At 54.1% G+C, this 13,260-nt stretch carries 8 protein-coding genes and 2 pseudogenes; 6 read left to right on the top strand and 4 right to left on the bottom strand.

The annotated features are described in order from the left end of the window. Positions 1 to 650 precede the first annotated feature (650 nt). Both APH36_RS28925 and APH36_RS28920 read right to left on the bottom strand, forming a co-directional pair. Positions 651 to 1,493, bottom strand: coding sequence for a hypothetical protein (locus APH36_RS28925; RefSeq protein ID WP_060501609.1), 843 nt, complete (start codon positions 1,491 to 1,493; stop codon positions 651 to 653). Positions 1,494 to 2,583: 1,090 nt separating this feature from the next. Then, positions 2,584 to 3,688: pseudogene (locus tag APH36_RS28920) on the bottom strand (IS256 family transposase); the annotation flags it as partial. A gap of 306 nt (positions 3,689 to 3,994) precedes the next feature. On the opposite strand from APH36_RS28920, the gene APH36_RS31430 reads away from it, so the two are divergent. Genes APH36_RS31430 through APH36_RS28910 form a run of 3 tightly spaced genes read left to right on the top strand, consistent with a single transcriptional unit; the run spans position 3,995 to position 6,978 of the window. Continuing rightward, a complete protein-coding gene (locus tag APH36_RS31430) occupies positions 3,995 to 5,317 on the top strand; it encodes an AAA family ATPase (RefSeq protein WP_082426471.1) in 1,323 nt (440 codons plus the stop codon). A gap of 2 nt (positions 5,318 to 5,319) precedes the next feature. Continuing rightward, on the top strand, positions 5,320 to 5,955 hold the full coding sequence (locus tag APH36_RS31955; RefSeq protein ID WP_156342231.1) for a hypothetical protein: 636 nt from the start codon (positions 5,320 to 5,322) through the stop codon (positions 5,953 to 5,955). A gap of 42 nt (positions 5,956 to 5,997) precedes the next feature. Beyond that, positions 5,998 to 6,978: an IS5-like element ISPa26 family transposase gene (locus tag APH36_RS28910; RefSeq protein ID WP_024086516.1), complete on the top strand. Its 981-nt coding sequence runs from the start codon at positions 5,998 to 6,000 to the stop codon at positions 6,976 to 6,978. A gap of 237 nt (positions 6,979 to 7,215) precedes the next feature. Here APH36_RS28910 and APH36_RS28905 read toward each other — a convergent pair whose 3' ends face one another. Together APH36_RS28905 and APH36_RS31950 are read right to left on the bottom strand one after the other, a co-directional pair. Next, entirely contained in the window at positions 7,216 to 7,452 is a 237-nt protein-coding gene (locus APH36_RS28905; RefSeq protein ID WP_060501605.1) for a hypothetical protein, read from the bottom strand. A gap of 574 nt (positions 7,453 to 8,026) precedes the next feature. Then, a pseudogene (locus APH36_RS31950) lies at positions 8,027 to 8,134 on the bottom strand (type II toxin-antitoxin system YhaV family toxin); the annotation flags it as partial. Positions 8,135 to 8,240: 106 nt separating this feature from the next. Between APH36_RS31950 and APH36_RS28900 the strand changes: the two are divergent. From APH36_RS28900 to APH36_RS28885, 3 genes are all read left to right on the top strand, one after another. After that, positions 8,241 to 9,626, top strand: a complete 1,386-nt coding sequence (locus APH36_RS28900; RefSeq protein ID WP_060501602.1) for a hypothetical protein — start codon at positions 8,241 to 8,243, stop codon at positions 9,624 to 9,626. Between the two features lie 656 nt (positions 9,627 to 10,282). Continuing rightward, the gene (locus APH36_RS28890; protein WP_060501598.1) at positions 10,283 to 11,407 is read left to right on the top strand and encodes a DUF4062 domain-containing protein; all 1,125 of its coding nucleotides are present in this window, start codon (positions 10,283 to 10,285) and stop codon (positions 11,405 to 11,407) included. A 5-nt stretch (positions 11,408 to 11,412) separates the two neighbouring features. After that, the gene (locus tag APH36_RS28885) at positions 11,413 to 13,182 is read left to right on the top strand and encodes an alkaline phosphatase family protein (protein WP_060501596.1); all 1,770 of its coding nucleotides are present in this window, start codon (positions 11,413 to 11,415) and stop codon (positions 13,180 to 13,182) included. The last annotated feature ends 78 nt before the right edge of the window (positions 13,183 to 13,260 follow it).

The following is a 13,260-nucleotide window of genomic DNA, read 5'->3' as shown; positions in this document are numbered from 1 at the left end:
CCTTGCTCCGCACTCTAGTTGACCCTAATTGCAATGGCACAACCCTAAACGGGATCGTGTCCATCCGGGCTCGGCGGCACTGGAGCTCCGCGCGAGCAAGCTTGGTAGTGGAGGGGAGTACTTCTTGCCGCAGCGTGCGATTTAAAGGGCCTCAGGCAAGCCGACAACATCTGTATATGGCTCTAGCACGGTATTTTTGATTCCAAAAAAATAAAAATAGACCGCCGGATTTACCCCCGCTACTCCCAGGGGGTTAGCGATCGCGAACGGCGATTACTAATATGAATCTGGGTGGAGTGGCTGGTATTAAGTGCGCCTCCTTTACTGGATTAGTAACCCATATCTGACGATGCCATCACGCTGACGGTTACACCTGCTCACGTTGAAGCAGCTCCCAAGGAGGACATAGGGTAAGGTCTGAACCGAAATAAATAGAGGCGCTACTCCAGTATTTACTTTGCCTTGGACACGTGATTTGCCTTCATACGTCAAGCGGTGCTTCCAACGCTGCGCAACCCGCTGATGTCGTCGAAGCAACGTTTGAGTAATCTTTAGCACATAGATTGCCTGACCAGGATTGCTCTCTACGGTTTTTGTTTGACGACTTGTGTGATCAGAAAGGTGTTGGGGCGGTTTTCGCCGAACCAGCTTCACACCTCTGATTCAGATGATTCCACAGTTAGCCGAACCGCATCGCTGAACGCCCCGTACAGCTGTCGTGATTCCTCAAGGCAGCACTCCAGCGGAGCGGTGTCGAGTTTGTCGATGGGGCCGAGCATGCGCTTGTAGACCTCCTCTCCGGCGATTTGCAGGCTGTCGAGCCGCAGGCCGTTGATGGCGGTTTTCTGCGCGCGGATGGTGTCGATATCGGCCTGGATGGCCCCGTCGTACATCGAGAACACCTCTCGCAGCCGGCCGTCCAGGTGACTGCGGGCGTTGCCGCGCTGGTTGATCCCGCTGAAATACTCCAGCAGCGGAACGCCTTGATACATCAACTCTTCGCGCAGGGTGGAGCTGTACGCGCTGATGCCTGCCACCGCAATGCCCGTGTCTTCCAGAATCTCGCGGACCTCGTCCATGACGTCCTCGATGTGGTCCATGGCCTTCAGGTCGGCCTTGGTCAGCACCACGTACACCGGACGCTGCTCGACACCGATCTTCTGGATGAAATCCAGGTCCGAGTCCGGCACCGTCCCGTTGACGTCCAGGCCGATCAACCAAACGATCGCGTCGGACTGCCGGGCGAACTGGATCGCGGTGCGCTTGTCGCCATGACTGTGCTCGGCGGCCGTCAGCGGTGGGTTGTAGCCAGGGGTGTCGATGAGGCAAATGTGGCTGAAATGCTCGGGATGCATCCGCACGCCCACACACATGAAGGGCATCAGGCTCTTCAGGTCGAAGCTGAAGGAGTTGATGAAGGCATGAGAGATGCTTTGGTAGAAGTCCACCTCCAGCGGGATATGCCCACCGTTCGCCGAATAGCCGCGGATCATCGGCGCTGGGGTCGCCAGCACGTAGCTGGGAATAGCAGCAGATCGGCCGGGTCGACCGGGTGGGCAGTCACTGGAGTCGCCAACTGGACGAAGAATTGGAGCGGGATGTTCCAGCGGCGGAGCTACCACGCATTGATGTGCATCCGGTGATCTTTCGAGGGACCTACGATGAATATAACTGGCAGGTTTTATTGGAGCGTTGGGATGACCTGCGTGCTCAGTTACATGGCGAGGTGATCCCTGCACGAGAGGTTGAGGGAGATTTGGAGTACGAGAAAGTGTTGGCAAATTTGCAGGCTAGCGCGCCTTGCTTTTCTCCGTTAGGGCGATAAATCACGGCGCCGTTCCACAAGCAAAACTGATGCCGACTATACCGAGGCTGACTTGTGAGGCTTGGAGGGTGGTCACGGCACTCTTCAAATACCAGGCGCTGCCGGGAACCCGGTCACGTCTCGATGGTTTTCGAATTGCGGTCATTTGCTTATGGCCGCAAGCCCTCAAGCGACGTAGACGGAGTAACAGGCTTCACTAGGCGCGCTACGGACGTCTGCTCATGCTTACCCAGAAGGACGCGTTGCATCTCGTACCTGAGGTAGGGGCGGTATGTGAGGGGCCACATGTACTGGTCTGTGCGCAACAGGTAACTGCCATCCCTAAACCACTTTCGTACAGTGGTGAGAAATTTGGTAAGCCGAAGCCCGGGGCTACACTCAAGCTCTCCCAAGCTTTTGGCTTACATGTTTTCATCGCTGCCAAAAAACATTTGGATAGGGCTCTAGGGCGGTATTTCTGGTTTTCAAAATCAGAAATGTACCCCCAGAAATACCCCTCGATACCCCAGCAGGATGCGCGATCGAGAATGGAGATTTCTGACAGCTGTCGAGGTGGCGCACTCTGGTCTTCAGTGTACTTCCATGGCGGGGTGGCCGGAAGCCGGGCGGGGCTGAGGCCTTATGGGGCTGTTTGTCACGAACGGCTGCTGTTGATTAATGGCGGACTGTCAGCGGCTCTGTGCAGATCGACTTCCCCACCTTCAGGCGGCGTTGCTCGTTCGCTTACCGAATAAACTCCGCCAAGTTACTTCGTCCGCATCACTCGTCGTTTCCAGTAACATCGCGCCTACGAGCGGTGTGATTGCAGGGTCGTTGGGAAAGATGCCCACGACGTCGATGCGACGTTTGGTCTCGGCGTTGAGCCGTTCCAGTGGATTGTGCTGTGGAACTGCTGTCGGTGCGTTTTGGGAAACGCCATGTGTGCCAGCACTTCATCCTCACAGCTGTTCATGAGCGTTGCGATTTTGGAGTACTTTTCGCGCAGATGATCGGCGACGAGGCGCCACTGCTGGTGGCATTCGGTACGGCTGTCCTGGGCGAAAACCGTACGTAGACGCGCCGCCACCATGGTGCCGCTGGCCCTTGCCGACATGGGCCATAGCGTTAAGTATGAAATGTCCGCGACAGCGCTGCGAGGTCGCGTTGGAGGCCTTGGAAACAGCGCCCTTGAGGCTTTCGTGAGCATCGGTTCTGACCAGCTTTACGCCACGCAGGCCACGCCGGATGAGGCTTCGCAGGAAGTCTGTCCAAAACGGTTCTGCCTCTGAGGGGCCAACCCGTATCCCCAAGTAGTCGCGTCCACCATCGGTGTTCACGTCCACGGCAATTATGATGGCGACCGAGACGATGCGCCCGGCCTCCCGCACCTTGACGTGAGTGGCGTCGATCCAAAGGTAAGGCTAATCGCCCTCAAGTGGGCGATCAAGAAGGGCATGGACACGTTCATCGATTTCGCCGGCCAGCCGTGACACTTGGCTCTTTGAGATACCGGTCATGCCCATGGCTTTGACCAGTTCGTCCACCGTACGCGTTGAAACGCCTTGAGTGTAGGCTTCCTGGATCACCGCTGCCATCGCCTTCTCGGCGGTGCGTCGAGGCTCAAGAAAGCCAGGAAAGTAGCTGCCATGGCGCAGCCTCGGGATCTTCAGGTCAACGTCGCTGGCGCGGATTTGCCAGAGGCGATCACGATAGCCATTTCGGCTGTTCGTGCGGTCTGGGCTTTTGACATCGAAGCCGGCGCCGCACAGGCCGACCTCGAACTCCATCATGCGCTGGGCAACGAACTGGATCATTTGCTTGAGCAGATCAACATCTGCCCCCTTTCTCAACCAAATCGGTCAATGCGATAGTGGGCTTGGTCATCGTGGTTTCGCTGGTGAAGGTTAAGTCGCAAATTCAACGTTAGCCAAGAACCACGATGACCATCCTCTTTCGCCCGCAGGGCGTCTTCGGCTAGCTCAGTTGCACCACTTTCCGGGGCACGATCGGGAAAAGCGGTGAACGGGCGTGATTTGGAGAGTCGTGCACTGATTGTACTGGTACACTGCCAACAGGAATCTATGTGTTCCGTTGTGCGAGAGTGAGGGTCGCAATCGGCTATCATGAAACGTTCAATGAGTCAGTTGGATCTTGTGTGACTGAAGATGCACGCACTGGAAAGGGGAGCAGATGTTTTTAGTACGAGTTGCACTTCATGATGTACGCTCAATAAAGTCTATCGAGCTTGACTTTCGGTCGCCTAGAAGTAAAGCGAGACGTTGGACGCTTTTGTTGGGTGAAAACGGGTGCGGAAAGAGCTCTGTGCTACGTGCTATCGCATTACTGCTTTCCGGGAGCGATGCTTTGCCAGAGCTTTTAGGGGAGCCAGACATCTGGATCCGTAATGGTGCCAAAAAGTGCCGGATTGAAGGCACATTAGTTACCGCGAAAGGTGAGGTTCGTGAAATTGCGTTAGAGATTCATCGAGGTGATGGGATTCGAAGTATTTTTAATCGGAACCATGAGTCTCTAGAGGCGTTGGATAATGCCTTGTTTAAGGCTGAGAGAAATTATTTTGTACTCGGTTACGGAGTTTCACGAAGACCAACTTTGGCAAAGTCTAGATCAACTTTTCCTGAGGAGCGATCACGGATTCCTCGTGCCCAAGGATTGGCCACGATGTTTTCTCCAGACGCCTCCCTTATTTCCTTGGAACAGTGGGCAATGGATCTTGACTATCGCAAAGGTAGAAAATCAATTGATGCGGTAAGTCAGGCATTGAATCAGCTTCTTCCAGGTATGGAATTTGCGCGTATTGATAGAGAGCTAAGGCAGATTATTTTTAAAACTGTAGACGGTGAGGTACCTTTGAGTCAGCTATCTGATGGATATCAGAATATGGCTGCGTGGTGCGGGGATCTTCTTTTTAGAATAACTGAAGCCTTTCCCGATCGCAAGAATCCTCTGCTAACACGGGGAGTATTGCTTATTGATGAGCTGGATCTGCATCTCCATCCGGTGTGGCGTCGTCGCCTGGTGGATTTCCTTTCCACAACCTTGCCAAATTTTCAGTTCATTGCTACGACACATTCAGCGTTGACGGCTCAACAAAGCGGGGAAGGTGAACTGTATGTGATTCGTCGAGAAGGGCAAACCAATGCTCCCTGTTTAGTTCCGTTCCGGGGTGAGCCTCGAAAGATGATGTTACATCAGTTGCTAATGAGCCCTATGTTCGGATTGGAAACTTTGGATTCCGTGGAGGTTGAAAAAGCCCGCGCCGTGGTTCGGGAACTGAGCGCCAGATCCGCCTCGTTAAGCACTGTTGAGCAGCAACAGCTTCATCGTATGGAAAAGGTTCTGAAGGATGCTCCGGATTGGGATGTGATTCCTGAGTATGCGTTAGCTCAAAAAGAGCTTCTGGAACAAATAAGCTCGTCTATCAGTCGTGGTAAAAAGCGTCCCTCGGTGTCTGCCTCAAAAATAAGAGCGGCTGTCAAAAGTCTGGAGGGCTAGGGATGATTAAAATTGTCCGAATTAGAACCAGAAAAGGACTGGAAGGTTATACGGGGTCATACCTCCAGAAAAAATTGAGTAAGTTGCTGAGTTATTATTACTTGGACGGTGCCAACGGAAAAGTAGACTTCAAGGTCAAGGGGCGTCAGGTTTGGGGTAAGGCAAAGCCGCAATTGAAGAAAGAGTCTCACAGTAAGTGTGCATATTGTGAGGCGGATACGGCGGTTGTAGCTCACGGTGATGTCGAGCATTTTCGACCGAAAAGTGAGTATTGGTGGCTGGCTTACTGTTATGATAACTATACTTTTAGCTGTCAGGTATGTAATCAGGTTTATAAGGGTGATAAATTTTATATTTCTGGACCTAAACTTTCGTCTCCAGTAGTTCCGCCTATTTTGCCAGCTGACGAAAATGTTCTTGCTATGTTGGTCAAGAGCCTTTCTCCTGATCCGGTTACTTCGAATGATCTAGATGTGTCTGGTTTGTTTTCAATTGAAGATGCAAAGCTTCTCAATCCCTACCTGAATGATCCGGAGCTGTACTTTTCGTGGGATCCGAAGCCGGCTACAAAGGAAGTATGGTTGGTATCAAATTCTACTACGAAATCAATTAGGGAAATCCTGAAAAAGACTTCCTGATTTGGCAAAATCCCCGGACACCAATCGCCGAGCTTTTCGATGATGAAACAAATGACCTTCGCCGATGCCGAGTACGCCGGTAAGCGCAAGCAGACCCGCAAGGAGCTGTTCCTGATAGAGATGGATCGGGTCGTACCCTGGGAGGGTTTGATTGCTCTGATCAAACCTCATTACCCAAAGGGCGAAGGGGGCCGTCCAGCCTATCCGCTGATGGCGATGCTGCGGATTCATCTAATGCAGAACTGGTTCGGTTACAGCGATCCGGCGATGGAAGAGGCGCTGTACGAGACGACGATCCTGCGCCAGTTTTCCGGTCTGAGCCTGGAGCGAATCCCGGATGAAACCACCATCCTCAACTTCCGTCGCCTGCTGGAAAAGCATGAGTTGGCCACCGGTATTCTCGGCGTGATCAATGGCTATTTGGGCGACCGTGGCTTGTCACTGCGACAAGGCACCATCGTCGATGCCACTCTGATTCATGCGCCCAGTTCGACCAAGAACAAGGACGGCAAACGCGACCCGGAAATGCATCAGACCAAGAAGGGCAACCAGTATTACTTCGGTGCCAAAGCTCACATTGGTGTCGACGATGAGTCCGGGCTTGTGCACAGCGTGGTGGTCACTGCGGCCAACGTCGCGGACGTAACCCAAGTCGACAAACTGCTGCACGGTGGTGAGAACGTGGTCTGCGCTGATGCGGGCTATACCGGTGTAGAGAAGCGTGAAGAGCATGAGGGGCGCCAAGTCATCTGGCAGATTGCAGCCCGGCGCAGCACTTACAAAAAGCACGGTAACCGCAGCGCGTTATACAAAGCGATACGTAAGATCGAAAGAGCCAAGGCCCAGGTTCGCTCCAAGGTTGAGCATCCATTTCGGGTGATCAAGCGCCAGTTTGGTTATACGAAAGTGCGCTTCCGAGGCTTGGTGAAAAACACTGCTCAGATGGTGACGCTGTTCGCCCTGTCGAACATTTGGATGGCGCGTCGACATTTGCTCTCCAATGCAGGAGAGGTGCGTCCGTGAAGAGTGAAGTGACTGCTGCGAGGTGCTTGCAGCGGCAAAAAAGGCTGAAATAGACGGCAGGTTTGACCGGGATTTGAGCGGCTACCGTTTTTTGAAAGTGTCGATGGCGAAGTAGCCGGAAAACAGGGGCTACTTCAGACCATCCTTAGGGTAGTCGATACAGCTGTTGAAATTTTGGGGCTGAATAGGGAGGAGCTGCTAAGGCTCAGGTGGAATGCGTATTATGAGCTTGAAACTTTAGCGCTTGTTTTTCAGGGGGCAAATTTCACTGTCGAAAAAAGGAGGGATTTGCTGGCGCGTGTTCGATTGCATGCTTCGGACGATAAACCGTTTGCTGGTATGAAGCGCTATTTTTTGAGAGAGTGGGGCTTGCTTGATTGATGTTTCCTGCCGCAACCTCTTGTTTTGCGCAATGTAGCCGCCGAACAGCAAGCACTGTGTCCGGTCGTGCGTGTGTTCGTCAAGTACATGCATTGGCGACACCTTGGCGCCGGATAGTCCAGGGAGATCGCGAGAAGAGCAATGTCCTGTCATCTTGATCGCGTACGATATTCATCAAGCTAGCCTGTAACTGTGCGGGATACAATGCAAGATGCTGGATGCTGTACTTGCTAAGCAGGGCAATCGACTGTCGAGTTCCCAAATTGATCATACAGGGTTCTCTGGGAAGCTATTTTCTCGCACTTGCCTGTTATTACAGCAAGCGTTTTGCTCGGCAGTTCGGCAAGAGCTGCGCCGTTTCGGTGACATCGAACGGGTGAAAGGTTATCTGAGTTGCGTCTGCCACAACCTCTCATTGCGGCATGCTCCATATGGGCCATATGGGCGGCTTTGCGCAAGTAGGCCTGTTTGTCCAGCATCAAGCCGTGTTAACGCTTAGACCGCTTCTGCGTTGTCGGGAGTCGACGGCTTTGCGCTGAGCTTCACTGACTCAACTCGGTACGGACGCCTCGAGGACGCGGAGTAGTAGGTATTCCCCCTCATTAAGGCGCGCAGCTTATGGCTTGGACTCGCGCCAGTCGCTACGCGCAGCTGCAAGCAGCGTATCTCAGTCATCAGGAGGGTGGCCGCGGCCCAACATCTTCTCGAATATGGCGTCGGGATCGGATTTGCTGCCTGCAGACCGTAGGGTGTTTTCGTCGTTGACCCATGCATAGGCGGTATCGAGGCCTCCAACGATTAGCAGCTGTATCACGATGCCTTTGATGGCATATCGCCTGTCTTCCGATTACTCTCCAGACTCCCAACATAGAGAGACCGCAATGGATGATGTTGTCAGTCGGGTTGAGCGAGCAAGAACCAAGGCATTTTATCAACTCTTGGTCGACAGGCTCGGGGCGGAGAGCTGGGCTGAGCGCAGAGCCGCCTATGTGAAGCGCATTCGGGGCACGGAATCGAAATTCGATATCAAGCTGCCGATCGAACCGCAGCTTTTCATGCCGACAGAAAATGATATCGACTGGTACATCCTGGCGTCGTATCTGTCCCATGATTTTCCCTACAGTGATTCGGCTTACAGCAGTAGACGAGTCTTTCCATACGCCATGGCCATCGGCGCCGCTGCAGAACAACTTCGAAGCGTGCCCAACGTCGGAGATGTCCTGGACAAGATGTTGGCCAACAACAATAACCCGGAAGCGCAGTTGTTCGAGTTGCTGACGGCCTCGTTCTATCTGAAAAACGGTTACGAGGTTGCCTTCATTCCAGAGAACAGCATCACATGGCCGAACGGGAAGAGGAAGTCGCCAGATTTGCTCGTCAAATCAGGTGAGCTGGAGTTCTACGTTGAGTGCAAACGTTCGGATAAACAAACGAAGTACTCGCTTGATGAGGAGGAAGCTTGGGCCAAAATATGGGCGCAGGTAAGCCATCACATGCTCAAAGCCGCACCATGGAGCATCGTTGATCTGACGTTCCATGAGCAGGTGTCCGATGTGACAGTAGGAGATGTAATCGAGGTGGTGAACCTTGCCATCAAGGCAGATGAGCGAGAGGTGAGGGACGGCTCTATCACCGCGAAGATTCGCGTAATCGACAAGGTCGGGCTCAAACGCCACTACCGGAATTTCTCCGTTAGGCCCAATTGCCCGCAACAAGAACTGCTTGTGTTCGGTGACATCGATAGCAATGAAAAGCGTAACGTCGCGACTGTCGCAAGTCGGGTCATTCGCCCTGGAACCAATGACGACATCCTCAACATGTTTGTCAAAGACGTCGCCAGTTGCGTAGGTGCCCAATGGCGCTGCGACCATGGGAACTCACTCTCGTTGCGCTCCAAGCACTTCAAGAGCCTGGTCAACGACGGCGTGAGCCAAATACCTCCTGATCGCGCTGGCGTGGTACACGTCTGGTTCGAAACTCGTGACGGCATCGAGATCGAGGAGCTGCGCCTGGACAAAAATGTCGAGCAAATCAGTGCCTATGATGCTTCTGATACTTCCGTGCTTGGAGTCTTCTTGCACGCGGTCAATTACTACCCATTCGAGGACAACTACGAGTGGGCTGAGACAGTACAGGACTTTGCGCGAGTGCCGCACTTGATGGGGCTCTTCCCTCAGCAGACCCTGATGCTCGGATCCGACGCGACAGACGAAGTTGAGGACATCACGCATTGGGAACAGGACAAAGCGGCAAAGTCCCCCCGGTGAGGTCGGCCAGAGGTGGTGCAGAAGAGCGCCACCTTCTGCTTACACAGGAAAGTGAATGCGAACTTTAGATAGCTGGGCTCATCGAGTGTCCCTCGATGCAGGTCATTGGCTACGACTACGAAGAACCTCTATTCACCGGGCCTGGCCACATCTCTATCACACGCACTGAGATGGAATTTGTGATGCGCGGGACGCTGGCTGATGAAGTCCACGCGTTCGAAAACCCATACGTCAATCTGAATGTTATTGCCAGCGCAAGATTGACCCAGTTACCGACATTTCACTGACCCTGGCTCCTACCTTGTGAACCATTACCAATGTTAGATTTTTGCCGATTGGTGTTGGGTCAGCGTGGCATCGGCAGCTGGGTCAATTCGTCGTCAGCACTAGCATCAAGGGGACTGGCTGCCGCACGAGTAGCTCAATGCTCGCAATGATCGTTGGCCCGAAGCTTCAAACCGCTACGCCGAAAGTGAGCTGAAGTTACAAAGTGTTACTAAATTTCTCTCGATTAGGTCGTTCCGGATTTTGGATTGATTGCATTTCAATGCCCGTCGGTGGTTTTTAGACAAGGCCTTCGCCTGATATATGCTTAGGACGAGAAGGTATTCATTGATCGAAAAATTCTAGGCCACGGAAGTGGGGCAGGAGCAAGGATGGCGCAGTCACAGAAAATCAAAGTAATGCTGTCCAGTCGGTGTAACGATCACTTTCCCGCTGACAGTGACCAAACGCTCAGCAGTATCCGAGAGCAGTTTAAGCGTGAGATAGAAGGCACCGAGCTGTTTGGCAAGCAGGTGTTTGAGGTTTGGATTAACGAAGATGCACCTCCTTCGGATGGTATGCAGGACAGTTGGGACGCCTGTTTACAGGCAGTCAGAGATTGCGATGTGCTGCTGGTGTTGTCCAATGGAAACGCCGGCTGGGCGAGTGGTGACGGCGACATCGGTATCTGCCATGCGGAGTACATGGAGGGGCTTGCCACCACGCGCGGCAAGGTGCGCTTCATCGCGATGCCCACGATCCCTGTAGGCGATGGCCGGGGAGCGGAGGCTGCACGTAACCAGCGCTTCCAGGACTTTATTGCACAGCAGACACCCTTCAGGGGTGGAACGGTCTCAACCGTTGAGCAGTTGCGTACCCGCGTTCGCGAGGCGCTTTTCGATGCGTTGGTTGTGCTGACCCAGCGGGGGGTAAACGCTGCAGCTTCGAGTCGATTCGATATGGGCCAGGCGCTCGATTGGACGCGGATGGACTTTCGGCAGCGTAAGCGAGCAATGGAAACGGTGTTACTACAGGCGCTCAATGGTGGCAAAGCCCCGGTTAACGAAGCGTTTGCCGTTGTGCCCATTGCTGGGGTGAATATCGCTGTGCTGGTCCATGCAATCCCGGCTGCGCTCACGGTTGCCGCTGCGCGTGAGTTGGTGGGTAAACCTTTTCTTCGTGATCATGAACAAGCGGATCTGCTGAAAGACGCGCAAGGACCCTTGCATTTGATCGCCTGTCATCGTGGCGCTACGCAGACACAGGCCACTGCATTGTTAGGCTTTCCTGATGCCACGGTTGTCAGTGGGCCGTTTGGTGTTTTTGTCGCTGATGAGGTACAGCAAGTACAGTTTGCTTTCCTGGCCAACTGTCGCGATGCATCGCAAACGCGACACGCGCTCCAGCGATTCAGAGAGTGGTTGGAGCAAACAGGTGAAGCGCAGAGGCTGGCCAAGAGAGCCGCGTCGCGCGCCAAGATTGTCAAGGTGATTGCGGCTGAACTTGAAGGGAGATAACAGGGATGTCTAAAGCACTTTTTACCGTGGGGCCGGTGTTGTCCTTTCGAGGCACCAGCAAAACCGGGCAGTGGCAAGTGACCGCGTTGGTCGGGGTTGCCAGCGGTTCGGCATTCCCGGCGCTGTCCATTGAAGGCCGGGCGTGCCCCGCGCCGAGAGTGTTGCTGGTGCGTGCGAAGGAAACACTTCTTCGCTATGACCTGAGCTGTGATCAGCAGGCGCAGGAACGCACGGTTCAGTTCGGTGTAGGGCAAGAAGGGCCGCAATGGCAGTTCTCCGTTCCCGGTCGAGACTATGCCCCAAGAATGGCCTATGTTTCTTGCAACGGTTTTTCCGACCCTAGCGGAATGCGCAAGCTGGTGCGCCCTGAAAACGCAGTCTGGGCTGATCTGATCAGCAACCATGACAGTGACTTGCGTGCTCCAGGTTACGTGCTGGACAAGGAACAGCTTTGGCACGAAGGGCGAATCCATGACAAGGGGTTGAAGCGGTTTCAATTGCTGCTGATGGGGGGCGATCAGATTTACTTCGACTCGATCTGGGAGGACGTGAAGGCGCTCAAGAAGTGGGTCGGCCTGTCGCGCAAGGAGCAGTTGGCGTTCAAGGTAAGCGCGGCACTGGAGAAGGAGATCGAGTCTTACTATTTTGAGCTTTATGCCAAGCGGTGGCTGCCCGATACACGGCGCCACTGGGGGCACCCCAAGCTGAACCTGGATGCCGCTGACGCGATGGCGCGAATACCTACGGTGATGATGTGGGACGACCACGACATCTTCGACGGTTGGGGGTCCTACAGCCCGGCCATGCAGCATTGTGAGTTGTTCCAGGTGTTGATGCGTCATGCCCGCAAGGCGTTCTGGGTGTTTCAGTTGCAACATGCCCTAGAAGATTTGCCGCCGCTGCAAGCACTCCAGCGTGCCAACGTTTCCCAGCAGGACCCCCAGTATGCGCCGCTGCAATGGAGTGCCTTATTGCAAGGGGATAGATTGGCCGTGCCGCTCCTGGACGATCAGCCGGGCTTCAGTTTCGGTTATCACATGGGGCCGGTATCGCTGTTTGTGGCGGATTTGCGCACTGAGCGATCACGAACCCAGGTACTGGGGGCCGATACCTGGACTGCTATGCAGGCTTGGCTCAACACGCTCCGTGATGGTAAACCTGCTCATCCTGGAAGCAAATGCCAGCACTTGATCTTCATGTCCTCGGTGCCAGTCGCGCATCCCAAGCTGTCGCTGGCTGAAGGGCTGCTCGATACGTTTGGGCAGGATCATGTGCTGGACAGTAACGCTGATGATCTCAAGGATCATTGGTCGCACGGGGATCACGAGGGGGAACGCAAGCGGCTGCTGGAATCACTGACCCGTATTGCCGAGCAGAGAATGCTGCGGGTGTCCATTGCTTCCGGGGATGTGCATGTCGCGGCGTGGGGCAGTTGCTACCGGCGGGATATTCCGCCGACGTCGAACTGGGCGCAGATTCAGCAGTTTACTTCATCAGGTGTGGTGCACCCATCGCTGATCGGCGTGGCCGAACGGCTTTTTCTGCAGTTGCTAAACCATACCGCCAGCAAGGTCCAATCAATCGATGTGCAGCACTGTGTCGAGATGATGTTGTTCCCCGGTTTTAATCGGTATGTGATGCCGGCGCGGAACTGGTTGGCGTTTGAGTTGGACATGGGGGGCGAGACGGGATGCAAGCTGTGGGCAACGTGGCGTTGTGAAACTGAGGCAGGTTTTTCCAACCATCTGCAAGCGGTGCATCCGGCTCAGAAATAGTAGTTCAGCACCAGGACGGGATCAACATTGTTCTGTTTTTATGTGTGCTCGCCATCATTCCTTGTCAGGAAAGGACAG

Origin of the sequence: Pseudomonas sp. NBRC 111133, from assembly GCF_001320605.1 — a bacterium.
Taxonomy (GTDB): Bacteria; Pseudomonadota; Gammaproteobacteria; order Pseudomonadales; family Pseudomonadaceae; genus Aquipseudomonas; species Aquipseudomonas monteilii.
Note: the sequence above shows the minus strand (reverse complement) of the source record. Positions and strands in the feature narration are given on the sequence as shown.